The organism is Leptospira noguchii serovar Panama str. CZ214, from assembly GCF_000306255.2.
Taxonomy (GTDB): Bacteria; Spirochaetota; Leptospiria; order Leptospirales; family Leptospiraceae; genus Leptospira; species Leptospira noguchii.
The window spans coordinates 114,968-139,581 of sequence record NZ_AKWY02000026.1; the positions used below are offsets into that span (position 1 = coordinate 114,968).

Genomic DNA, 24,614 nt, shown 5'->3' on the forward strand with positions numbered 1-24,614 from the left:
TTCAACGTAAGAAAATTGGGGCGAATCGCTCGCAAATTTCATAGTTAAAATGGCTCACGACCGCGCTTTTCGCTCCAATTCCTTCGGAATTTCCGCTACAATCGCTTTCGCATTTGTTATGCCGAACTCACGTTACTTTAACGTGAGCAGAGTGTAAGGAATTTATTTTTCTAAAAAAGTTGGATCTGAACTTTATGGATCAATCCCTAAAATGTGGGAACTCATACAAAAAGTAAATGTTTAAAAATTTGTAATGTGACTTAATTTGTGGGAACTACTGCAATTCACGATTTTACATATAAATTCTAAAATTATAAGAACTCACATTCTTAAAAAACCTTTCTCAATTTTCTTACGCCGAATTAACGTGGATTTGGCGAAAAAAATCTAGGCAAATCCGGTGTTACCGGATCGCGTTTTTCACTCCAAATTCCTTCGGAATTTAAACTCAATGTTGCGGGTGCAACATAATAATCGCTTTCGCGTTGGATTACGCTGAACATGAGTTAGATGGCCCTTATAATAAATATTTACAATACTCAATTTTATAGGAATCGATAACATTCAATGTGGGAACTCTCTCAAAATTTAGGTTTGTCTGTAAAATGAATGAGGAACTACCTCAAGTTAAAAGATAGAAACTTATAAAAGTTTATTATTGTATTCAAATGTGGGAACTACTGCAATAAAACTACGTCAAAATGTAATAGTTCCCACATTTTTGGGAAACGAAAGCGTCTCGCTTTTTATGGACGCTCTGCAGATCGCTCGATTATATTGGGACGCTTTTCATTGTTTACACCAAATCCAGATAAAAATAGAGAAAAGTGTTCTATTTTTTTCGAAAAATTCAGTCTGAGGCTCATGAATTACAAACCGTACCCATTAGAGTAGAAGGATTTTTTTTTATAAGCCGATATTATGAAAAGAGCAGATTCTTTCCGGGGAAATTTTATGATTCAAAAAAGTGTGATTCTAATTTTAGAACCTTTATCAAAACTTCTAAAAAACAAAACGATCTACTTAGCAGTAAAAATGTTCGATAGGTCTTCGGATAGAATCTTACTCAAAATTCAAACGTTCTGGCTCTGGTATAAAAATATTAAAGATTCAAATTCTGTTTTTCGCAAAACGGTTTGTTGTCAAAAATTTGAAACACCGCATTCCCGTTTTTGGAAACGAGTCCTAACTTTATCTTTTTGTTTATTTGTTTTTATCTCTTGCGAAAGATCCAAAAATTTCGGATTTCGAAATCGAGCAGATAAACCACCAACTGTGGAAGATTTAGAAGCCTGGAAAGAAAGGCTTGCTATGGAAGAAGCAGAGATCATCGAATTAGAAAAGAAAATTTCTTCAATGGCGCAAAAAACAAGATCCGCGGGTGCACTTAGTTGGAAAATCGCGCAAGGTTATATGAAGATAGGAGACTACGATATGGGGGTCAAATTTTATAACCGCGCTTTAAAAGAAAACAACGAAGGAAAAAAAATAGAAATCGTAGGAGCGGAACTTCATTTTTTTGAACCGGCAATTCCTTATTTTGAAAAGGCACTCCTGCTAAAACCGGTTGATCAACAACTTTTATTTGAAACCGCCCTTGCCTATGCAAACGCTTCTAAAGATAGGGGTTGGGAAACTACAAGAAGACAAATAGCAATCGATCTTTTTACTCATCTATCCATTCAAGATCCTAGAGATTCTAGATTTCCGTTTCAACTTGCTCTTATCTATTTCGATTCTTCTATGGCGGATTCTTCTTGGGAAGGTGTATCTGCAGGTTTTCACGATCAAGATAAAGCATTTAGAATTTTGGATGATATTATAAAAAAAGAATCTAGAAACGTTCCTGCTCGTTTTGCAAAAGCGAATTTCTTATATAGGCTTGGTAAGGTAGACGATTCCAAAGAAGAATATTTAAAAGTAAAAAAAACGATCGAAGACTTAAATGAAGCAGGGTTAGTTCGAGGTGGACTTGAAAAAAATGATTCGTATCAAAATGTACTTCAAAATCTGAAAAAAATAGAAAAAACTTCCTCGGAATGAATCCACTCGTTCTAATCGATTCCCAAGTTTCTAAATTCTGTTTTAGAAATCAAATATTCAGAAAATTGAATTCTTGGGAAAGTTTGAAAGAATATTTGAAAAACAATCTTCCCGCTTCCGTTCTCGAAAAATCTTTGTTTAACTCGGATAAAATTTCTAAGAAACTAGATTTAATCGGATTTAGAGTTTTATCTTTTTACGATCCGCAATATCCTCCTCTTCTAAAAGAAATTTACGACCCGCCTTTGAATTTATTTTATAAAGGAAATTTGAATATTCTAAGTTTATTATATGCAGCGGTAGTTGGTACCAGAGATCCTTCTCCGATTTCGGTTTTTGCCGCGGAGTTGTTTCCTTTTTACTTAAAGAATAAAGGTTTTTCCGGAATCGTTTCGGGTCTTGCCAAAGGGATCGATGCTGTGAGTATGAACTCCGCTCTCGACGAAAATCTGGCTGTTATCGGAGTGATGGGAACCGGCCCGGAAAAAGAATATCCTTTCGAAAACAAAATTCTCTACCAAAGGATGAATACTTCCAAACAAACTTTGATTTTGACGGAATATCCTCCCGGCCAAAAGATTTTAAAATACACGTTTCCAAAACGAAATAGAATTATCACCGGACTCTGTAGTTCCGTTTATATCGTAGAAGCTCCTGAAAAATCGGGAGCAATTTCATCCGCTTATAATGCAATAGAACAAAATAGAAATGTTTTTATCTTTTCTGATCCTCGTCAGACTAAAAATTTTGGAGGAAAAATTTTAATCGGAGAAGGAGCGGAAATTTTAAATTTAAAAGACATCTCTTTTGGAATGAAAGAAGTATTTCACATTAACGATCTTTTGCCGGATTCCCAGTCGAAAATTCCGGGAATGCTTGCAGAACTTTCCAAGAAACGCTTTTCTGGCGAATGGAAACCGATCGGTGCGGGTTACTATGCGAGAAAAACTTATTTCCAACCTATTCTTCCGGGTTTCTAATCCTATTCCGGCTTGGTCTTTGGGATTTTATCGGATTGTATTTGGTATTCTTCTTTTTATATTAGCATTTCGTTATTTTTCAAACGGATGGATTTCCAAATACTTTTTAGATCCGAGTTTTCATTTTAAATTTTACGGTCTTTCCTGGATTGGAGTTTTTCCCGCTTGGATTTTATATTCTCTTTTTGTTTCTCTTCTTTTTTTTGCGGTGTTTATTTCTTTGGGAATTTTTTACAGGATTTCCGTTCTTTGCTTTTTTCTGATCTTTACTTATATCAATCTTCTCGAAGTTGCGGTTTATCTAAATCATTATTATCTTGTTTGTTTGCTTCTTTTTCTTTTGATTTGGATTCCTGCTGATAAGGTTTTAAATATATTTCATATTTTTAGAATATTCAAAAATAAATCAATATTAGAAATGGATCCGGTCCCAGCTTGGAACCTTTATATCCTCAGATTTCAAATAGGTGTGGTTTACTTTTTCGGTGGAATTGGTAAATTGGTCCCGGACTGGCTTTTTGACGCGCAGCCGGTTCGTATCTGGCTTCTTCGTAATTCGGATATTCCTATTTTTGGTCCTATTCTTTCCATGCCAGCCACTGGATACTTTTTTAGTTATGCGGGTTTGATCTTCGATCTTACAATTCCTTTTTTATTATTAAACCGAAATATGAGAGTATTTGGATATTCTTTAGTTCTAATATTTCATTTTTTAACTTGGAAATTGTTTCCGATCGGTATGTTTCCTTGGATTATGATTTTGAATTCTACTTTGTTTTTTTCTCCTACTTGGCCGGTGGATTTATTTCGATTTCTAAAATCTAGAAAAATGTTTCCGGATCAAGAAAATATTTTTCATTTTTTATGGACTCGATTTCCGATTCATTTTAAAAGATCGGTTTTTTCTTTTATTGAATCCTTTTTGAAACTTTTAGAATTAAAGTCTCAAACATCGGAAAATTTTCTTTTTTCCAAAATAAAAACTTTAAGAGATAGATTCGGTTTATTTTTATTCGATCGCGCTCTTCGTTACTTCTGTGTTTTTTATATCCTTTTTCAGTTCTTATTTCCTCTTAGACATTTTTTATATCCTGGAAATCACCTTTGGACGGAACAAGGTTTTAGATTTTCCTGGCAGATCATGTTGGTTCAAAAAAACGGAATTGCTTCTTTTAGAATGGTAAATCAGCAAACTGGAGAAACGAACGTAGTACTTCCGGAATCTCATCTCAACGAAATTCAAAGAATTATGATGAGTTATCAGCCCGATTTAATCCTTCAATTTGCGCATTGGATCGGTAAAAACGAAAAGGAAAAAACGGGTCAAGAAGTCTCAGTCTATGCAGACGTTATGGTTTCTTTAAACGGTAGGAAAAGTCAGGTTTTGATCGATCCGGAAAGAGACCTTATGAAGGTCTCCAATTCTCTTATCAATAAGGAATGGATTCTTTCCGGAGACGAAGAATGATTTTGAACGTAATTCGATACAACTAACGCAAAAGGGATCGATGCATTATGTTGCGACCGTAGGCAACATTGGGTTCAATACTGTGATGTAATATGCGATAAATAGAATATTTCTATTTACGATATTACTTCATGTTGTTTTGCAAATTGAAGCATTGTATTTTAACTCATAGGGAGAACTGAGTTAGAGCCCGGTCCGATTTGCCCGTGGCAGTTAGGTTGTCTTACGTTGAATTCACGTTTTTTAAACTGAAGTGAAAGATCGCATCGATACCGTTCGATTTTGAAAACTATGATGGATAAACTTCACTTTTTCTTCTGGTTTCATTGCTCCTAAAATATAAAAGATGGGTTCTAAATGTTCAGTGCTAGGTGCTGCAAGTTTTGCGATTTCTCCTTTGTTTTGAAAATCTAATATTGTCTTGTCGTTTCTAGACTCCAACGCTTGTCTTATATATTCGTCGAATTCGATCGCCCAATCTGCGGGAGTTGCGTTTATGTTGTAAAAGTCAGCCTTATGAAGATTGTGGACAATATTACCACTTCCTAATATTAAGGTTCCTTCTTCGCGAAGAGGTCGTAATTCTTTTCCGATTTCGTATTGTTTTTCTGGATTAAAGTTTGCGTCTATACTCAGTTGAATGACTGGAAGATTCGCTTTCCTAAATAGAAAATACAACACTCCCCAACTTCCGTGATCCAATCCCCAATCTTTTGTGGCCCATACGTCCACGGTTTTTACTAATTTTTGAATTCGTTGTGCGAGTTCTGTTGATCCAGAAGGTCGGTATTTTACTTTGTATAGCTCTTGTGGAAATCCGTAAAAATCATAGATCTGTTCTGGTGGATCGGCAATCGTCACATAGGTTCCTCTTGTTTTCCAATGTGCTGAAATTACGAGTATACTTTTAACTTCTGAAAGTGTAGAACCAAATTCTTCTACGTTTCGAGTAAAGCCAGAAGGAGTGATTAGGTTCATTGGAGAACCGTGTCCAAAAAATAAAACAGGGTTTGTCATAAAGGGAAATTTCCTTGTTGTATTTCATATTTCTATTTTAGACCTTTCTTATCTACTGAAAACATCTTTGCAAATAGGAATTATGGTTGTAATAGTTAAAGGATTTCTAGTTTTGAATTTAAAATGAAACGAATTATTTGGAAAGAAGGGATCTTGTTCGTATTCAATTAAAGGATCATCTTTAGAGTTGTTGAAAAATGAATTCTCTATCTGTTTTATGGAAACAGTCCATTGAAGAAGTTTTGTTAATTTGAACTATGGAATTTTTCAACAACTCTTTTATACTTTTTCACAAATGCTTCGTAGTCCTTACATGCGTTTTTCTAATTTAAGTTGTATGGATGGTCATTGGAAACAAATTCATAGTATTTATTTTCATGCGCCAAAGTAGTAAAATCGTCCAATACATATTCTCTTATTAACAAAACGATAATGATCTTTTTAAAGAACGTAAATCTGATTCAGAATTCCAGTTTTTATAAAACTAAATTGTTTCATAAGAAGAATTTAGAACTTATATTGTAAGTCAATAATAACCACTGGTTCAAGAAACATTCGTAATCATCTGAGGAAAACTCTAGAATTTGCCGATGAAAACGGTATGAAAGTTGCAATCATACACGACTGGTTGAATGGAATGAGAGGAGGGGAATTGGTTCTAGATTCCCTACTGAAAATATATCCTAGTGCTGATCTATTCACATTATTTTATACACCCGGAAAATTGAATCCTAGGATCGAACAAAGAAAGATCACCACAGCATTTACTGATCGTCTTCCCTTTAAGGAATCTAAATATAGATGGTATCTTCCATTGTTCCCGATTGCAATCGAATCTCTGGATCTAAAAGGATATGATCTTGTCGTCTCTTCGTCTCATTGTGTGGCCAAAGGTGTCATAACGGATCCGGACTCGGTACATTTTAGTTATGTACATTCTCCGATGCGTTATGTTTGGGATTTGTATTACGATTATTTTCCTTCTCGAAAAGGTTTTAAGTTCTTTACCTTCGAAATGATTTCGAATTATCTCAGAACCTGGGATGTCGCTTCCTCTTCTAGAGTGGATTGGTTTTGGTCCAATTCAGAATTTGTAGCTCGGAGAATTCGAAAGTTCTACCGCAGAGAAGCCAAAGTAATTTTTCCACCTTGTCTACCCGAAAAATGGAAAGTGGTCTCTACAACAAAGGACGATTTTTATCTAATCGTCTCTGCATTTGCTCCTTACAAAAAAATCGATCTTGCGATCGAAACATTTCGTAAAAATGGTAAACGACTCGTACTCATTGGAGGAGGACAAGAATTTAAAAAACTCACCTCCAAACTTCCGAAAAACATAGAAGTACTTCCTCAACTCAAACGAGAGGAAGTGTTGGAATATTACAAAAAAGCAAAAGCTTTTATCTTTCCGGGAATGGAAGATTTCGGAATCGCTCCCGTAGAAGCACAGGCTCATTTTACTCCTGTGATCGCTTTTGGTAAAGGAGGAGCTTTAGAAACGGTGGTTTCAGATAAAACGGGAGTATTTTTTCCAGAACAAACCGTGGAATCTTTGCAAGCTGCAATTGATCAATCTGATCGAATTTCCTGGAAAACTTCCGAGTTTCAGAAGAATGTAAATCGTTTTACCGAGGAAAAATTCATTATCGAAATCAAAAAGCAGGTCGAGAATAGAATCGGAACTCCAAGGAAAAGGGGATAGTTGTTTGATTCTACTTCACAGGTTGAAAGGGAATGAATTCGTTCTCAATGCATCTCATATAGAATGTCTTGAGGCGAATCCAGATACTACAATTACACTTTCTAATGACAGAAAATACGTGGTAAAAGAATCGGTCCCTGAAGTAATCGAAAAAATTTTAGAATATAAAAAACGTATTCTTGTGTTTCCTGTAGAGTCTTCTCCGGATCAGTTCAAAAGGTTGGAATAAATATCATGGATTTTGGAACAGTAGTCGGTTTTGGTGCAGCATGTGTCCTGATGATTTTTGGGATCATTTCAGCAGGTTTAAGTCCATTAGACATTTTTGATATTCCTTCGGTTATCATTACCTTTGGAGGTGCAACTGCAGGTACGATTATGGCCGTTCCCTGGGAATCTACTCTCGCGGTTGGTAAGATAACTCAAAAAGTTTTTAAAACAGAAAAACACGATCTCATAGAATTAATTAAGACGTTAGTCTCCTTTTCGGAGAAAGCGAGGAGGGAAGGACTTCTTGCGCTTGAAGACGATGTAAATGAACTACCCGATGAATTTCTACGGAAAGGAATTACACTCGTAGTGGACGGAACTGATCCCGAACTTGTTAGAAATATTATGGAAACCGAAATGGGTAATATCGCTTCTCGTCACGGTAACGGAAAGGCTTGGTGGGAAAATTGGGGCGCCTTGGCTCCCGCATTCGGGATGATTGGAACTTTGATCGGACTTGTCCAGATGTTGAAGAACCTAGGTTCCGGTGACCCTTCTGCAATTGGAACGGGGATGGCGGCGGCTTTGATTACGACTTTGTACGGATCTATGGGCGCTAACATGTTTGCGATTCCTGTCATGAAAAAACTTATACGTAAGTCTGAAGATGAACTTACAATCAAACAGATTATGATCGAAGGAACTTTGTCCATACAATCCGGAGACAATCCTAGAATTGTAAAAGATAAATTGTCTTCGTTTCTTCCTCCTTCGGAAAGAGACGTACTCAAAGACGAAGGCGAATAAAGTTCGGGTTTTACAATGGCAAAATCGAAATGTCCGGAATGTATTCAGAATATTCCAGAGTATATGCTTACTTACGGAGACATGGTAACTTTGTTACTTTGTTTTTTCATTATGCTTTATACCACTGGAAAAACGAACGCGATCGAAATGCAGATCATCCTTTCCGCGTTTAAAACGACGACCGGATTTTTTGACGGAGGTCAAACTCTTTCCAAAGGAAAGTTGGAAGAGATGGGAATGAATATAGAAAGTCTTCCTTCACAAACGACTGGGAAAGCGCTTTCCAAATCGAAACAGCTTGCAACTGAACTTTTTAAACCGGAAGTGGAAGCAGGAAAAGTAAAAATTACGGAAGATGAAAGAGGTCTTATCATTTCACTTGTAAGTGCGGATTATTTCAATCCTGGCTCTGCAATTTTAACGGATTCAATTAAAATTGCTCTTAGAAAAGCGAGTTCGTTGATCAAAGATTTAAATCGTTTTGTGAGAGTAGAAGGACATTGTGATGCGAACGCTGTCAATCCTGGAGTGGCACCCGGAAAAGAAGAAAGGGCATATATCAACAATTGGGATTTAGCAGGAGCGAGGGCGATCAACTCTACGGATTATATCATTAACGTAGAAAAACTGGACCCGTCTTGGTTTCAGGCCGTGAGTTTCGGAGCCTTTCGACCTTTGGTTGTAGAGTATGCTGGAACACCCGAAGCTAAGGCTTATAATCGAAGAATTGATATAGTAATTATGACGGAGAAATCCACAAAAAGAAGTCCATACGAAACTAACTACGGACTTCCAAATACTAAAATTCCCGGCTCAGAGTCGAGTGTACCCGGCAAAGAGTAATCGGAAGAGCGACTAACGTTAAAATTCAGGAGGCAAACCTATGGGTGACGCGGAAATAGATGAGGAAGAAGGCGGGCTCCCCGCCGCCGAGGGTGGTGGTGGAACATCGCCCATTATCAAATGGCTTTTATATGTGGCGGGAGCCATTTTTGGAATTATTATCGTGGCGGTCATCGCGATGATAGTAGCAAAAGAAACCGCCACAAATACGTTCACTCAGATGAAGAATGTGGCTCTGGTAAAACCTCCTCCACCATTAGCAAACTATAATTTTACGGAAGAATTTCGTATCAACACTTCCGATAAGGGAGAAGCTCACTTCGTAAAAATGAAACTGGCGTTTGGAATTGCAAAGGAAGATCAAACCTTATCGGCAGAACTTGCGGAAAGAAACGCACAAATGCGAGATTTGATTAACTTGATCGTGGGAAGAAAGTCCAAAGACGAACTGATTAATATTGAGGATCAATTGGATCTAAGAGAAGAAATTAAAGCACAAGTAAATCATATTCTTACTGAAGGAAAAATTCAGGAAGTTTATTTCACGGAATTTATAATCAACTAATTGATGAAAAAAATTTTGGGAGTAATTCCTGCACGTTATGCAAGCTCTCGTTTTCCGGGAAAACCTCTTGCAAAAATAGGCGACAAAACCATGATAGAATGGACGTATAGGAACGCTTCCAGGTCTTCCGCCTTGTCTGAGTTAGTTGTTGCAACCGACGATATTAGAATTCATGAAGTCGTTCTAAAATTTGGCGGAAAAAGTATAATGACTAGTCCGGATCATCCTTCAGGAACCGATCGAATTATTGAAGTCGCCAATCAATTTTCTGAATATTCGGTAATTATAAATATACAAGGAGATGAGCCCGGAATTGAACCGGAGTTAGTCGATGGGGTTGCAAGTTTAAAAGCCTCTCATCCGGAATGGGCGATGAGTACAGCAGCGATTCCTTTATTAGATTTTTCTCATGCAGCCGATCCCAATAGAGTTAAGGTAATTATAGACCGGAATGGAAAGGCTATTTATTTTTCCAGATCTTTGATCCCCAGTCAATTTAAGACTACGGTTCCTTTGTATCGTCATTTGGGAATTTATGGATACGATCGGGATTTCCTTTTACAATACAATTCTCTTCCCAAAAGTAATTTAGAAGAATCGGAATCTTTGGAACAACTCAGAGCGATTGAAGCTGGTTATGGGATTGGAATTTATTTATCAACGGAAGCTGGATTGTCCGTGGATACTCCCGCCGATTTAGAAATTGTAATTGAAGATTTTAAAAAACGAAAATGGATTTCTGAATGAAAGTAAATTGAAAAAACTCATATTAACGTGATTAGGTATAACGCGAAAGAGATTTGTGAGGGAACTAAAGCAGAACGCTCTCTCGAACTAAAGCGTCTCGCTTCTACAAATTAGGTCGCATGTGACAATTTGCGAATTTTCGAGCAGTTCTAATCTTGTTAAATTTTGCAGTAGTTCCCACATTTATGGAACTAAAGCGTCTCACTCTTTCCTATCATAACCAACCCGACAATTGAAGATGATTTTAGAATCAACGCACATTTTTCAAGTGTTCCGACAAGAACAAGAATGAGCCTTTTTACTTGCAAAAAGTATGTTTTTCTGATAGAGAAAAATCTTTCAAATCTTCCCACCACCTCTCCTCCTCCACCCGAAACGCGGGTGGGGCCGATCTTTTTACAGAGGATTTGTCGTAATTCCGACAGATTTGTATTGAGATCCAAATACTTGTGGGGTTGGTTATGACTTCCTAAGGGAAACTCAGCGTCTCGCTTCTATTGTCGCTCGACAGGATTTTGGACAAGTTCTGATATGAAAATAGCATTTGCCAAAAATCTTTGTGTATCCGTTCGGTTTGTAAATAAAATTGAAAGTGCAGGAGCTACTACAATTATTTTACGGAGAAAACATATTTCAAAACCACAAAGTGGGTCGAAACCAGACTGAATTTGTGGGAACTACCACAGCTGTAAAAGTGGCACTCATATTATTTGAGTAATTTCTATTCTTAAAAATTAGTTCTATAAAAAATGAGGAACTACTACTTTTTTGACTCGTTTTGGATTTTATTTTTTAGGAAACTTTATAAAATCTAAAGGAATCATCGACCAATCAAATTTTTGTATAAAACTATTGCTTTGCTTCTCAGAAGAATTAAAAATCTATCTTATAGAATAATTTTCTCTATTGAAAGCGAAACTCTATAATGGATTTGTTAAGTAGAGTTTGTTTTATTTAAGGGCTTCTTGGAGGGAGTTATGAATCAGAACGAAGTCAGCTAATCCTACGATGTCCATCACCTTTCTGAAATGCTCGCTTAGACCTGCAAATTCAATTTTTCTTTTTGCTTCGGAAGCTTTGGTAATTAAACTGATGAGAGTAGCAATGCCTGCCGAATTGATATAGGAAGTACCTTGGAAGTTTAGAATAACACGATTCCGTTTTCCTTCGGGAATGGATTCATATTTTTCTAAGATTGTTTCGTCTGCTTCCGAAGTAATTTCTCCTTCGATATGGATGATCGGAACAGAAACGGCTAGATCTACAAAAATTTTAAAGTCTTCGGACATAAAAATCTTAAAACAAAAAACCTTTCAATTCTATGAAAGTCAATCGAATTACGCGTAATTTCCGAGTTCAGTAGGAGACAATTGATCAAATTGTCTTCCGCATTTTTTGCAATAAAATTTAACCGCTTTCGGTTTAGATGAAATTCCAAATAGAATTAAAAAGATACCTAGTTTTGTATACGTTTTCTCTTCTCGAGTATTGGGAGAGGTTCTACTGATTCCGCAATTTTCACCGCATGGTGGAAGTGAATTGTTTGAATTCATCAAGAATTAAGATACGCTTTGGGGTTCAAAAAGCCAGTCGAAAAAATAAAAATGGATCGGAAAACGTAGGTTCTCCGATCCAAAAAAATCTTAGTTTTGAGAAAGATGAACTACGTATTTTGCAAGTAGTTTCAGATTTTCATCACCTAAGAATTTATAAGCGACCATCGGGCTGTTTGGGATTCCGTTGTTGAGAGTTTTCAAAATTCCCGTCTCTGTGTTTCCGTTTTTCCACTGTGAGGCAGGCGCCTTGTAGTTACGAGGTTTCGGATTGAGGCTTGCAGCAGCAGCTCCGTCTCCCGCTCCTTTTTCACCATGACAAGAAGAACAGTTTTGTAAAAAGATTTCCTGTCCTTTTTGAAGTTCGGGGCTGAGAGTCGAAGCGGTTTCCGTTGCAATAGGAGCAGAAGTCGTTTCAACTGGTTTTTCGGACTTATCTCCACAGTTCAAAAAAAGAACCAAAGAGATCAGAACAATCGAGATGGAAAGAGTCATATTTTTTGAGTTCATCGAAAATCACCTCTATTTGTGCAGTCCAGATTATCTTGGTAGGAAAATTCACGATAGAATTTTTTGTCAGATATTTGTCACGGTTTGATTTTTCTCGAAGGTTATGACCGTACTAGTTTGCTTCTTGAACTTTGAGCTTGTCTGACACTTTAAAATCTCTAGAAATCATTCTTAGCTGTGTAATTGGTCGCAAAACAACGGTTTTATGTAGAAATTTAATTTTTCAGTAACTGATTCTTTTGGATTTTATGGAAATGACCATAAACGTAAATTTTGCGTAAGAAAATCGGTGCAAATCCACCGTTGTGCCTTCAGCTCCAGTCAACCAATTGCATGCAGAAAATGTTATACAATAATTCATCTTTAGTTTCAATATAGAACGCGACCCATAGGAAAGCGTTCTGCTGAGTTTAACGCGACCCATAGGAAAGCGTTCTGCTGAGTTCAATCGTTTTCGCATCAGATTTTATCGAACTTACTTGAAAACGGCGCTTTGAAATAAACATTTAAGTACTCAATTTGATAGAGATCAGTAGTTTAACGTGGATTCGGTGTAAGAAATCGTAGGTCAATTTTTTCGTAAAAAAATAGATGTGGGAACTCTCACAAATCGTGGATTTACAGTTAAACTTTGAAAATTGTGGGAACTACTATGAAATACAAAAAGAATCATCGTCCAACCAGATTTTTGCACAAAACCGTTGTTTTACGGCCATCATCAAAATTTAAATCCCATTTTAACGCGAGTTCAGTTGAGAAAGACTTTTCTAAAAGTATGAGTTCCTGCAATTTTAGAATTTATTCGTAAATCGTGATTTGCAATAGTTCCCACATCATTTATAGACAAACCTAAGTTTTGTGTGAGTTCCCACACTTGAATACGACAGGTTCAATTGTTATAAACTTCTATTTTTTAAAATGTAGTAGTTCCTACATTTAAGGAATTGATCTGTAAAGTTCAGATTTCAACTCATGGTTTCTTATGCCCTGCTCACGTTGTCTGACTAGTCGGACGCATAAACATAGCGCCCGAAATGAATGATCGATTTTAAAGCTGTAGAAGTCTCAAAAAAATTACATCTGATCGGAATCGGTTGGCTTTTTTGAAGTAGCTCCTACATTCATTCTAAGATATTTTTGAAATTACACTTCTATGAATTTCAAAACTGTAATCATTCGATGGAAAGAGTTGCAGCAACTGCTTTTTTCCAACGTTGAATTTTTTGAATTCTTTTGGTTGAATCCATTTTAGGTTCGAAATATTTATAACCTTTTTGTAAACTCTTCAGTTCATCTAAATTTTTCCAAAAACCGACAGCCAAACCGGCAAGATATGCAGTTCCTGTAGCGGTCATGTCTGGTTCGGGGGAGCGATCTACTCTTACGTTTGAAAAATCTGAAAGGCATTGGAGAAGAATGTCAGACTGAGATACACCACCATCTACTTTAATGTCTTTGATCTTAACTTTTGTATCTTGTTGAATTCCTTCTAAAATTTCATAGAGGCTGAGAGAAATTCCTTCTAGGACGGCTCTTGCAACGTGTCTTCTATGAGATGCGAGAGACAGTCCGATCACGGATGCCTTTGCACGAGGATTGAAATAAGGAAAACGAGCTCCCGTAGGAGTTGGAATAAAAACGACTCCTTCTGTGTCCTCTGATTGGGCAGCAAGTTCGTTCAAAACCTTAGGTGTATCTGAAAGTCCGATTCCTTGTCCCAACCAATCTATGAGAGTTCCGGCAGTTGCAACATAACCTTCTAACATATACGTAGTTTTGCCGTCGATTCTCCAGGCGATCATTGGAAAAAGGCCGCGTTTGGAAAGTTTTGCCTTGGGCCCTATGTTAATATCCACAAAGGCTCCGGAACCTTGGGAGATTTTTACTTCACCTCTTTCGAAACAACAATGACCAAAAAGTGCGGCCATTTGATCTCCAATCGAAGCCCGGATTGGAATTGAATGCCCTCCTAAATATTCTGGTAAAGTGTGACCAAAGTTTCCGTTACTATCTTTTACTTCTGGAAATAAATTAGAAGGAATTCCGAAAATAGAAAGAATCGGTAGGTTCCAGATCAATTGAAAAGGATTAAACATTCCCGTAGCAACTGCGTTAGACGAATCGGTGAGATGTTGTTTTTCACCGGTAAGTTTATAAATGAACCAAGTATCTAATGTACCAAAAAGAACTTCACCTTTTTTGCATCTTTGTTTTAGATCCGGATTTTTATCTAAAGTCCATTTTAACCTACAAGTCGCGTGATCTGTCGTAAATCGGAGCATAGAAGTAGCGATCATCATCGGATGGTTTGTCAATCTTCCTACAAACGTTGATATAACACGGATGATTGTCCAGATCAGATTTCGGTTCATTTGTTCTGCGGTTTTATGAGAACGAACGTCAGCCCAACTGATCAAAGGAGTTAACGGTTTTCCTGTGGATTTTTCCCATAAAAGAAAGGAACCACGTTGATTACAAATTCCTAATGCAGCAATTTCTTTTACGATTTGCTGATTTTTTTGGATCTTTTTTAAAAGAGAAAGAAGCGCCTTCCATAGAACTTCAGGATCGTGTTCTAATGCGCCTGCTTCTGGAATATTAGGAGGAGTTTTTTCATATTGTCTTTCGACTATATTACCTTTTCGATCGAATAAAAACGCACGAATTCCGCTTCCCCCGCTGTCGATGGAAAGGACGTATTTGCCCTGTGAATTAGTCATTCGGATCTCCGAAGTTTTTCAATGAGAAATTAAAAGGTTAAGTAATAGAAGCGGTAGGTTTCTGTCTATTTTTTTCCGAATAGAGTTTTTAACCCGGATTGAAATTTAGGGAATTTTTACTCTATAAAATTCAAAAAGAATTACCAACCGATCAAATGATTATATAAAATCATCGTTTGGCGATCATTATAAGTGAAAAATCTATTTTGAGTCTGTCCCAAACATTCTATGAAAATTATAATAATATGAGTTCTGCGTAAGAAAATGAAAATGAGAAAGACTTTTCTAAAAGTATGAATTCCTACAATTTTAGAATTAGTCTGTAAAATCGTGATTTGCGGTAGTTCCCACATAATTTTACAGAAAAACCTGAGCTTGTGTGAGTTCCCGCATTTGAAAACGACAGATTTATCAACTTCTATTTTTTAAATTGCAGTAGTTCCCCACATTTTAGGAATCGATCTGTAAAGTTTAGATTCCAACTTTTTTCAAAATCATGGGTTCCTTACGCCTGTTCAGGTTCATTAAAAAATTATAAATTTACAATGTGACTTAACTTGTGGGAACTATCACAGGTTAAAAAAGAATTTCTCGAAGATGAGAAAGAATCACCTGGTTGTTCGTCGTTGTAATGTCTTTTCCCATTTTGTGAAAAATCATAGACTGAGATCTTCGATCCATTTTATCTAAAAGCATTCCGAGAAATCTGGGCTCTGAAACTAGAACGAGACTTAAAAAACGATTCGACTTTCTTCCTTGGGAAATTACATCCGAAATTTGACTGGCAAATGATTCGGCAACTTTTCGTTTCGGTTCTTGAACGGAATCGGAATCAAAGGAGATTCTCTGTGCTTTTGCTCGTTTTCCGCCACCGAAAGAATTGGGGATCAATTCAGAATTTTTCATTCTTCCTTTTGGGTTTTCAATACTTTCCAAAAGTTCTAAACCTTTTCTAGATCCTTTGTATTCGAAAATTTTCGCTTCGGACCTATTTGCGACCACTACCCATTTGTTTTTCATATTTCTTTTCCTCTCTAAAACCTGCGGAACAATTTTACTTGGATGTTATGTTGGGATCTTTGTTTTACAACAATGACTCAAAAACCGTTGTCTACACGATTCAGAACGAAAACGAACAACTTGACTCGACAGTAAGAAGTGAAGATAGATTTACGTATAGAACTGTCATTCTTGTAAATTATTGAGTTATTTCAATTAAACTTACTTCTCAAATTCGAATCAGAGTATTCTCGTCTGTTAAAAACCTACTCATACAAAAGAGTATTCCAGATTTGTAAGAACGATTTTTTGTTCGATCCATATTGTAGGAGAAAATAAAAGAGGAGTCAAGATTCAAATAAATATCATCAACTAAAATCTGGATGTAATAGTTTGATGGAAATCCGAGACTTTGTAATAGCTCCCGCAAATTACGTCTCTTTTTTGTGGTATCTAAATTGTATTGAAGCTTATGTAAGATGAATCGTTCCTATATTTTGGTTTTTTAGAATTCAGTTTTATGAATGATCGAGTTAAGAATTGTAATAGTTCCCACATTTCAGGGATAATTCTGTAGAACAGATTTTGTATCCAAATTCTTTCCTATTGATCTCTCCTAACTAGAAAAAACATTGGTAGAATCGGGATTAAGAAAGAATCTAGGACGGTTTTCTCGTCGAAAACTTGGAAAACTACAAACCGAAAACAAAGTTTGAATAAGTTGGAAAAGGATCGCAGTCTCGAATATTCGCAAAGAAAGGTGCTTTTGTGACCGAGATTTTAAAAATCCAGAATCTCAGAGCGGGAATTCAAATCGGAGATTCCGGAGAAATCAAAGAAATCGTAAAAGGGGTCGATCTCACAATCCGACCTGGAGAAGTCCATGCCATTATGGGCCCAAACGGTTCCGGAAAAAGTACACTTTCCAATGTAATCATGGGACATCCTAAATATCAGGTTTTGTCGGGAGATATTCTATTTGAAGGAAAATCCATTTTAAATCTTCCGACGGACGAAAGAGCCAGACTTGGGATTTTTCTTTGTTTCCAATACCCGACTAGCATTCCGGGAGTTACGATTGGAAATTTTTTAAAAACCATCGTAAAGTCGGTAAGAGGAAAAGAACTACCCGTCAAAGAATTCAGAAAAGAACTCAAAGAATCTATGGCGGCTCTTGATATGCCAGAATCATTTATTGCACGTTATGTGAACGACGGGTTTTCCGGAGGAGAAAAAAAAAGAAACGAAATCTTACAGATGAGCTTACTCAAACCAAAACTTTCCGTATTGGACGAAACCGATTCTGGACTTGATATAGACGCGCTCCGAATTGTAAGTGAAGGAATCAATCGAAATAAAACTCCGGAACGTTCTATACTACTCATCACACACTATCAAAGAATGCTAAACTATATCACGCCCGACTTTGTTCACGTATTTGCAAAAGGAAAAATTTTAAAAACAGGAACAAGGGAACTAGCGCTCGAATTGGAAGAAAAAGGATATGACTGGGTCCTTGCAGAATCGAGAGACTGAAATAAAAATGTCTTTGGAAAACCAGTTTGAGAAGTTCGTTTCTCAAAGTAAGGAATCTCAGGCTCTAAAAGATTTTCGTAAGAAGGTTTTTGCCAAATTTCAAACTCTGAAAATTCCTGGACCGGAGAACGAATCTTGGAGAAAAATACCTCTTTCTAATTTTCATCCGGAAGAATTTACCGAAGTGCCAGATTCCGCCGCTGTATCTTGGAAAATTCCGGATTCGGTTCAACTACAAAGATCGGAAACACTTTCCGGGAAAGAATTAGAAATCTTTTTAAATACTTTGGAAAGTATATTCCAAAAACAGAATGAAGAATGGTTTACCCTCTATAGTCTTTCCAATTTTACTCACGGACTTTTTCTCGAAATAGGAAACGACTTCGTAGTTCAAGGAGAAATTGAAATCAAATTTCGTCTTGAAAAGGAAAACAAGATTCTACCTTTGATCATAGCTAAAATCGGAAGTCATAACAAGGTATTGATTGTCGAACGTTATGAATGTGTTGAAGAACAAGAACTAAAGTTTTTCCAGGGACTTTCCGTTTTACAGATCGGAGCTGGTTCCAAAGTATCTTATGTAGGAATCGAATCCTTTGGATCTTCTATATTCCATTTTCAGAATTTATTTTCCGATCAAAAAGAAGACTCAGACGTAAAAATCGCAAAAGTTACACCGGGCGGTTATAAAGGAAAAAATTTACTCAACGTAGATCTTTCCGGGAAAGGTGCAAGAGCCAGAGTGATCGGACTTGCTCCAATGGCTGCGAGGGAATTTCAGGATTCAGAAGTGAAAATTGTCCACAATGAAAGTCATACAGAAAGTTCGATTCTTTATCGAAGCGCATTGAAGAATAAGGCGCATCATATCTTTACAGGAAATTTAAGAATCCCTAATTCTTGCAAAGACGTAAACGCAATTCAGATCAACAATAATCTATTACTCAATAGAACTTCAAGAGCGGAATCGATTCCTAAACTGGAAGTATATGCAGAAAACGTAAAGTGTGAACACGGGGCTACTGTCGGAGAGATCGACGAAGAACAACTTTTTTATCTCGCTTCCAGAGGAATTGACGAAGATGAAGCCAGAAGGATGATTGTGGACGGATTTTTAGGCCAAGTAATCGGCGAAATTGAATCGGATTTTATACAAGAAGAACTGTTTCGGTTGATTGCTAAAAAGGTGGAAGGGGTTATATGAGCTTTCGTAAACTCGCAAAACTCTCCGAAATAGAAAATGGGAAAGTCAAAGTAATTGAAACCAGATATAATAGAATCGGGATCACGAGTTTGGATGGAAACGTTTACGCGTTTGAAGACGTATGCACACACGACGGAGAAGCCATTTCGGAAGGAAAACTATGCGGGGACGTAATTACTTGTCCGAGACACGAAGCGCAGTTTTCCATCAAGACCGGAAAAGCGCTTTGTATGCCCGCTGTGGAAGATCTACCAGTGTATCCGGTGAGAATCGTAGATGACTCCGTCGAGGTAGATTTGGAGGATTGACAGATATGAGTTTCTCTGCCGAAAGAATCAGAACCGACTTCCCTATCTTGGGAACGAAGATGAACGGGAAATCACTTGTCTTTTTAGACAGTGCAGCCAGTTCTCAGAAACCGTTTACGGTCATCGATACGATCGAAAAGTATTATCGAGAAGAGAACGCTAACATTCACCGGGGGATTTATTATCTTTCTCAAAAAGCTACTGAAAAATATGAACTGAGTAGAATTCGTCTTTCCAGATTTATCGGAGCTCAGTGTGCGAAAGTTTGTATTTTTACTAGAAACGCAACGGAATCGATCAATTTAGTCGCACAAACTTGGGGGAGGACTCAAGTTAAGGAAGGGGACGAAATCGTACTCAACGAATTGGAACACCATTCTAATATCGTACCTTGGCAAATGTTGGCTCAGGAAAAAAAGGCAATTTTAAAATTCATTCCTTTAAACGAAAACAGTACTTTAGATCTTTCTAATTTAAAGGAGATTATTACCACCAAAACTAAGTTAGTTGCTGTCTCTCAGATGTCTAATGTGACCGGGACGATTCACGATATTTTACCCATACAAAAACGTGTAAAAGAAGTTGGCGCTAAACTGTTGGTAGACGGAGCTCAGGGAGTTTGTCATCTTCCAGTAAATATGAAAGAAATGGAATATGATTTTTATGTATTCTCCGCACATAAGATGTTAGGCCCGACTGGTGTTGGAGTTCTTTACGCAAAGGAAGAAATCTTAGAAGAAATGCCTCCTTGGATGGGTGGTGGAGATATGATTTCTCAAGTATATAAGGAAAGGTCCACTTATGCGGAGCTTCCATCCAAACTAGAAGCGGGAACTCCGAACATAGCAGGAGTAATCGGATTTGGGTCTGCGATCGAGTATCTCGAAAATATAGGAATGCAGGAAATCAGAAATCATGAAGTAGAATTGCTCTCGTATGCTTTGGATCGATTAGATGATTTTGGTGGTTTAGAACTTTATGGAACTAGGGATTTATCTAAAAGAGGAGGGGTGATTTCTTTTAACTTTCCAGGTGTACATCCTCATGACGTAGGAACGATTTTAGACGAAGAAGGAATTGCAATTCGAGTCGGACATCATTGTGCACAACCTTTTATGGCGTTTCAAAATATTCCTGGAACTTGTCGAGCTAGTCTTTATCTTTACAATACAAAAGACGACATTGATCGATTGATTCAAGGTCTAATTAAGGTAAAGGAGATTTTCTCCCGTGTCCTTAAGCGATAGTTTATATAAAGAAGTAATTCTAGATCATTATCAAAATCCTAGATTTCGGGGAAAGCTGGAACCAGCCGATTTGTACGAACACGGGGTCAATCCACTTTGTGGAGATGAACTTGAGTTAACGATCAATGTAAACGGAGATCGAATTGCGGAAATTCGTGTGACTGGGAAGGGTTGTTCTATTTCACAAGCGTCTGGTTCTATGATGGCGGAATCGATTTATGGAAAAACCATAAACGAAGCCAAAGATATAATATTACGCTTTAAGAATATGATTTTAGAGAATCAAGACCCTAAGTTTGATGAGGGACTGGAAGATTTGGAATCGATGGAGTCGGTTAAAAAAATTCCTGCTAGAATTAAATGTGCCGTTCTTCCTTGGAACACATTAGAGCGGGCTTTTTTGCAATTGCAGAAGTAAGATTTTGTCGTAGTTCATTCCCACAAGTGTTTTACAGTTAAATCCTGGTTTGCAGTAGTTCCCACATTTTGGAAATTAGAGTGTCTCACTTCATGAACTTAGTAGAGTTTCTGAAAAATGAATCTCCATCTGTTTCTGTTTTACGGAAACGATTGGCTGAAGCAGTTTTGTTAATCTGAACTATGGAATTTTTCAACAACTCTAATGTATTGATTCTATGGTTCTTTGACAGTTTTTGGGAGAGATCCTTCGTTCTATAAAAATTTATAATAAGCCAATAGGTAACAAAACTTATTAAATCTAAAAAGAGACTTAATCTGTGGGAACCACCACAATTCCTTTTCAGGTTTGAGTGGTACATTTAAAAAGATCTTTTCTAATTTTCTTAAATTGAACTCGCGTTACAATGGAGTTTAATCAAAAAGGAAAGGGAAAAAATCAAATGTTGGAAGCTCCTACAAATACGTTAGAAGAACAGATTTACGAAGAAGTAAAACAAGTGGAAGATCCTGAAATTGGAATTTCCATTGCCGAGCTCGGGCTTATTTACAGAATCAAGGTTGAAAATGGTAAGGCAAAGATTGATATGACTTATACTTCTATGGCTTGTCCCGCAGGACCTCAAATGAAACAACAGGTCAAGGATCACGCACTGCGAGTGGAAGGAATTACCGAAGCGGAAGTGGAAGTTGTTTGGGTGCCTAAATGGGACCCGAGAGAAATGGCGACGGAAGAAGCCAAAATGGATTTAGGAATTTTTGACTAAAATTAAAATATTATGAATTATATATAAAATAAATTTTTAATTTTACGTAATCTTAAGGTTCCGATTGATGTAGAATCTTAGTTTTAAGGTTTCTACAATTGGAATTTGTAAAGATAGAGACGGTGATATTCTAAATTTAAAATATATCTGCTCAAAACTATATGATAAGTGTAAAGATTTTGTTTTTAAACGAGAATTTATTTGAAAAGTCTGTTTTTAAAATAGGATTCGATTCAAAGTCATAAATATTTTGTAGATAACATCGGTGGATATAATTTTAGAAAGAATATCAAAATATAATTAATTATTAAAATAGTGGCTACGACTAGAAACTTGGGAAAATGGACAAACTACAACAATCTGAAAAAATGAAAACGCAAAATACAAATCGATTTGGCCAACCAATTGGCAAATTACTTTCTGATTGGAAACCAGTCCAGTATCCCAAAAAAGAAACGATTGAAGGCAAATATTGTAGATTAGAACCTTTGGAGTCGGCGTTGCATGCGCAAGAATTATATTCCGCAAATTTGTTCGATAGAGAAGGAAAGATGTGGACTTATCTTCCTTACGGTCCTTTTGAAACTTTTTTAGAATACCAAGAATGGATAAACAATACGTGTCAAAATGAAGATCCTTTGTTTTTTGCGATCATTGACCTATTAATGAAGCGACCGGTAGGTATTGCTAGTTATGCGGAAATTCAACCGAGCGCAGGCTCTATAGAAGTTGGTCATTTGGCGTATTCTCCTTTGATGCAGAAGACTAAAATTTCTACGGAAGCGATGTATCTTATGATGGAAAATGTATTCAAACTTGGTTATAGAAGGTATCAATGGAGATGTAACGCATTAAACGCGCCTTCCTGTGCGGCTGCGCAAAGGTTAGGTTTATCCTTTGAGGGAATTTTTAGGCAAGCAAATGTCTTAAAAGGTTGCAATCGAGATACTGCCTGGTTTGCAATTATCGATTCAGAATGGCCTAAAGTCCAAAACGCTTTTTTACGTTGGTTAAACGACGATAACTTTGACGAAAATGGTAACCAAAAGATTCGACTTTCCGAATTGACTGGTTCTATTCTCAAATGTAGATATAATCCTTAACTATTGCGTAGTACGGTTTCGTTTTTATATTAAGATAAACCTAATATTGTTACAAATTCGATATAAGAGAAATTAGCGGAAAAATTTTTCTTGAGACAGTAGTTCCCACGAATTAAGGCACATTGCAAATTTTTAATATTCATTTTTCGTGATTAAAATTTATGTGAACTCCTACATTTTCTATATCTTAACTGTAAAATCTGGATTTGTAATAGTTCCCACATTTATTTTTACGGAAAAATCAGGTTTTATAAAACGAATTTCTCACATTGGATTTACGTTGATATCTGAAGTTTGCAGTAAGTTCCACAGATTGATTTTTAGCTAATTAACATAAGTTCAGCGTAGAAATTCATTTTTTTGAAAAAAGTTTGGATTTGAACTTTATGGATCAATTCCTAAAATGTGGGAACTATTACAAAAAGTAAATGTTTGGTGATTTTCATTGAATGTGAGTTCGGTATAACTAATGCAAAAGCGATTATTATGCTGCAATCCATAGAGAGCAGCATTGAGTTCCGGAAGTTGTTGTATTGAGTTTTTATTCGCCCAGATTTTATTAAAAACTTGTCTCAAAACCGTCCAATGTAGGAACCCTACTACGAAAATTTAACGACATTAGATCTGCTCAAAAGTTCGCAAATTGCTAAATGCGACTTAATTTGTAGGAACTACTATAGTTTATTAAAAATTTCTAAAGAATGATCGTGTAAAATTCTTTGAGGTTTTGAGAAAAACTCTAAGCTGAGACTGCGTTAGTTAAAATTTTGCACAAGTTTTTGTTAAAAATCAAAATATTATAATATATTTTTTAAAAAACTTTAAGAATTTTTTATTTAAGGTCTAGATTCTCTGTCAATTCGGATAATGTAACTACAGTTTTCCAATTCCTAGTAGTTGCAGATATGCTCAATTTTTTTTCTAAAAAATTATTAGATAATTTTGAAATACCATAACCTTTCGGAGAAAAGAAATAAATTTCCTTACCTTGAACGATCAATTCTTCACCTTTTATTTTCACTTTTTCGACTTCGGTAAGATCTGGATTTTTTTTGAATTCGTTTAAAAAGGAAACGTAAATTCGATTTGAGTCTTTTGCAAAAAAGGGGTTAGATTGAATGATTTTTTTTAATTCTTCCTTGGATCGAATAAATACTACCACATTGAATCCAAAAACCTCCGCAATTTTTTTCTCAATTAAGGCGATAAGTTCTTTTACATTTTTATTTTTATCTTGAAACAAAACGTTTCCACTTTGGATATACGTTTTAACATTCATAAATCCCAAGGATTCAAAAAGAGAAGAAAGATCTTTCATAAGAATTTTTTTCTGACCGCTTACGTTGATTCCTCTTAATAGCGCGATATAGGTTTTCATTGTCATAAACTATATTGAGCTTGCTATAATTGGTCGATTCAAAAAATTTTCTTATGATTTGTACTTATTCAATGTTATAGTTTGTTCAGAAAATTAGAATGTATTATTTACCTCAATAAGCCATAAATATAAATTGCGAGATAGATACAATCTAAAGAACTTTTATATTTTCACAAAAATGCATCGATAATTTTTCACACATCTTTGTGATAATAGTTTTTAAAACATCTTCGAATAGCATTCAAGATAAAATTTACTAGATTTTTTTCAAATGTAAGCTATTTATTTAAATAGAAAAAGATGTTTGGAATAAAATTCTAAATTATTATTCAATAGAATACTTGAAAATCTTATATTAGTAATATAGTATTATCTATTTATTTTAATGAATAAGAAACAAAAGAAAATTAATTTTTCAACAATTCTATTTATATTAAAAATAGTTTGTCTCTCATCTCTATAGAATTGGGCTTCTTAAGTTTTTATTACA

23 protein-coding genes are annotated in these 24,614 nt (G+C 36.1%); 16 read left to right on the forward strand and 7 right to left on the reverse strand.

All coding sequences use genetic code 11. From position 1 onward, the window contains the following. Positions 1–954 precede the first annotated feature (954 nt). From LEP1GSC059_RS15150 to LEP1GSC059_RS15160, 3 genes are read left to right on the forward strand one after another with little or no spacing between them, the layout of a single operon-like run. The gene (locus LEP1GSC059_RS15150; protein ID WP_036057784.1) at positions 955–2,043 is read left to right on the forward strand and encodes a tetratricopeptide repeat protein; all 1,089 of its coding nucleotides are present in this window, start codon (positions 955–957) and stop codon (positions 2,041–2,043) included. Next, the gene (locus LEP1GSC059_RS15155) at positions 2,040–3,023 is read left to right on the forward strand and encodes a DNA-processing protein DprA (protein ID WP_017214042.1); all 984 of its coding nucleotides are present in this window, start codon (positions 2,040–2,042) and stop codon (positions 3,021–3,023) included. Before LEP1GSC059_RS15150 ends, LEP1GSC059_RS15155 begins: the two co-directional genes overlap by 4 nt. Then, positions 2,980–4,491: an HTTM domain-containing protein gene (locus tag LEP1GSC059_RS15160; RefSeq protein WP_017214043.1), complete on the forward strand. Its 1,512-nt coding sequence runs from the start codon at positions 2,980–2,982 to the stop codon at positions 4,489–4,491. The genes LEP1GSC059_RS15155 and LEP1GSC059_RS15160 overlap by 44 nt, the downstream gene beginning before the upstream one ends. 243 nt (positions 4,492–4,734) lie before the next feature. Here LEP1GSC059_RS15160 and ygiD read toward each other — a convergent pair whose 3' ends face one another. After that, positions 4,735–5,508 (reverse strand): 4,5-DOPA-extradiol-dioxygenase, encoded by a 774-nt coding sequence (gene ygiD / locus LEP1GSC059_RS15165; RefSeq protein ID WP_017214044.1) that lies wholly within the window; start codon positions 5,506–5,508, stop codon positions 4,735–4,737. Positions 5,509–6,109: 601 nt separating this feature from the next. On the opposite strand from ygiD, the gene LEP1GSC059_RS15170 reads away from it, so the two are divergent. From LEP1GSC059_RS15170 to kdsB, 6 genes are read left to right on the forward strand one after another with little or no spacing between them, the layout of a single operon-like run. After that, complete coding sequence (locus tag LEP1GSC059_RS15170) at positions 6,110–7,210, forward strand: glycosyltransferase (RefSeq protein WP_017214045.1); 1,101 nt, start codon at positions 6,110–6,112, stop codon at positions 7,208–7,210. Between the two features lie 4 nt (positions 7,211–7,214). Further along, positions 7,215–7,439 carry a flagellar FlbD family protein gene (locus tag LEP1GSC059_RS15175; protein WP_002149850.1) on the forward strand — a complete coding sequence of 75 codons (225 nt, stop codon included), beginning with the start codon at positions 7,215–7,217 and terminating at the stop codon, positions 7,437–7,439. Positions 7,440–7,444: 5 nt separating this feature from the next. After that, positions 7,445–8,227, forward strand: a complete 783-nt coding sequence (locus tag LEP1GSC059_RS15180) for a motility protein A (protein WP_002180177.1) — start codon at positions 7,445–7,447, stop codon at positions 8,225–8,227. A 15-nt stretch (positions 8,228–8,242) separates the two neighbouring features. Next, positions 8,243–9,070: a flagellar motor protein MotB gene (gene motB / locus LEP1GSC059_RS15185; protein WP_002180248.1), complete on the forward strand. Its 828-nt coding sequence runs from the start codon at positions 8,243–8,245 to the stop codon at positions 9,068–9,070. Between the two features lie 40 nt (positions 9,071–9,110). After that, positions 9,111–9,635: a flagellar basal body-associated FliL family protein gene (locus LEP1GSC059_RS15190; RefSeq protein WP_002155177.1), complete on the forward strand. Its 525-nt coding sequence runs from the start codon at positions 9,111–9,113 to the stop codon at positions 9,633–9,635. Positions 9,636–9,638: 3 nt separating this feature from the next. Further along, on the forward strand, positions 9,639–10,382 hold the full coding sequence (kdsB, locus tag LEP1GSC059_RS15195; protein WP_002180250.1) for a 3-deoxy-manno-octulosonate cytidylyltransferase: 744 nt from the start codon (positions 9,639–9,641) through the stop codon (positions 10,380–10,382). 950 nt (positions 10,383–11,332) lie between these two features. Here the strand turns inward: kdsB and LEP1GSC059_RS15205 are convergent. The 5 genes from LEP1GSC059_RS15205 to LEP1GSC059_RS15230 all read right to left on the reverse strand — a co-directional run bounded on the left by LEP1GSC059_RS15205 (position 11,333) and on the right by LEP1GSC059_RS15230 (position 16,185). Then, a complete protein-coding gene (locus tag LEP1GSC059_RS15205; protein ID WP_002180249.1) occupies positions 11,333–11,671 on the reverse strand; it encodes an STAS domain-containing protein in 339 nt (112 codons plus the stop codon). A 48-nt stretch (positions 11,672–11,719) separates the two neighbouring features. Continuing rightward, positions 11,720–11,935, reverse strand: coding sequence for a hypothetical protein (locus LEP1GSC059_RS15210; protein WP_001087666.1), 216 nt, complete (start codon positions 11,933–11,935; stop codon positions 11,720–11,722). A gap of 90 nt (positions 11,936–12,025) precedes the next feature. Next, complete coding sequence (locus tag LEP1GSC059_RS15215; RefSeq protein ID WP_002180139.1) at positions 12,026–12,445, reverse strand: c-type cytochrome; 420 nt, start codon at positions 12,443–12,445, stop codon at positions 12,026–12,028. Positions 12,446–13,617: 1,172 nt separating this feature from the next. Beyond that, on the reverse strand, positions 13,618–15,165 hold the full coding sequence (locus LEP1GSC059_RS15220; RefSeq protein WP_002180407.1) for a glycerol kinase 5: 1,548 nt from the start codon (positions 15,163–15,165) through the stop codon (positions 13,618–13,620). A 576-nt stretch (positions 15,166–15,741) separates the two neighbouring features. After that, positions 15,742–16,185, reverse strand: coding sequence for a host attachment protein (locus tag LEP1GSC059_RS15230; protein ID WP_002180414.1), 444 nt, complete (start codon positions 16,183–16,185; stop codon positions 15,742–15,744). Positions 16,186–16,932: 747 nt separating this feature from the next. Between LEP1GSC059_RS15230 and sufC the strand changes: the two genes are divergently transcribed. The 7 genes from sufC to LEP1GSC059_RS15265 all read left to right on the forward strand — a co-directional run bounded on the left by sufC (position 16,933) and on the right by LEP1GSC059_RS15265 (position 22,746). Then, complete coding sequence (sufC, locus tag LEP1GSC059_RS15235; RefSeq protein ID WP_002180432.1) at positions 16,933–17,700, forward strand: Fe-S cluster assembly ATPase SufC; 768 nt, start codon at positions 16,933–16,935, stop codon at positions 17,698–17,700. Continuing rightward, positions 17,669–18,904, forward strand: coding sequence for a Fe-S cluster assembly protein SufD (gene sufD, locus LEP1GSC059_RS15240; RefSeq protein WP_020981012.1), 1,236 nt, complete (start codon positions 17,669–17,671; stop codon positions 18,902–18,904). Before sufC ends, sufD begins: the two co-directional genes overlap by 32 nt. Next, positions 18,901–19,212 carry a non-heme iron oxygenase ferredoxin subunit gene (locus LEP1GSC059_RS15245; protein ID WP_002180382.1) on the forward strand — a complete coding sequence of 104 codons (312 nt, stop codon included), beginning with the start codon at positions 18,901–18,903 and terminating at the stop codon, positions 19,210–19,212. The genes sufD and LEP1GSC059_RS15245 overlap by 4 nt, the downstream gene beginning before the upstream one ends. 5 nt (positions 19,213–19,217) lie before the next feature. Further along, positions 19,218–20,459, forward strand: coding sequence for a cysteine desulfurase (locus LEP1GSC059_RS15250; protein WP_002180441.1), 1,242 nt, complete (start codon positions 19,218–19,220; stop codon positions 20,457–20,459). Then, on the forward strand, positions 20,443–20,877 hold the full coding sequence (gene sufU / locus LEP1GSC059_RS15255; protein WP_002180384.1) for a Fe-S cluster assembly sulfur transfer protein SufU: 435 nt from the start codon (positions 20,443–20,445) through the stop codon (positions 20,875–20,877). The genes LEP1GSC059_RS15250 and sufU overlap by 17 nt, the downstream gene beginning before the upstream one ends. 442 nt (positions 20,878–21,319) lie before the next feature. Further along, positions 21,320–21,643: a metal-sulfur cluster assembly factor gene (locus tag LEP1GSC059_RS15260; RefSeq protein ID WP_004448449.1), complete on the forward strand. Its 324-nt coding sequence runs from the start codon at positions 21,320–21,322 to the stop codon at positions 21,641–21,643. Positions 21,644–21,984: 341 nt separating this feature from the next. Next, positions 21,985–22,746 (forward strand): GNAT family N-acetyltransferase, encoded by a 762-nt coding sequence (locus LEP1GSC059_RS15265; protein ID WP_002180378.1) that lies wholly within the window; start codon positions 21,985–21,987, stop codon positions 22,744–22,746. Positions 22,747–23,578: 832 nt separating this feature from the next. On the opposite strand, the gene LEP1GSC059_RS15270 is transcribed toward LEP1GSC059_RS15265, so the two are convergent. Then, positions 23,579–24,124 (reverse strand): DUF1697 domain-containing protein, encoded by a 546-nt coding sequence (locus LEP1GSC059_RS15270; RefSeq protein ID WP_002180410.1) that lies wholly within the window; start codon positions 24,122–24,124, stop codon positions 23,579–23,581. Positions 24,125–24,614: the final 490 nt, after the last annotated feature.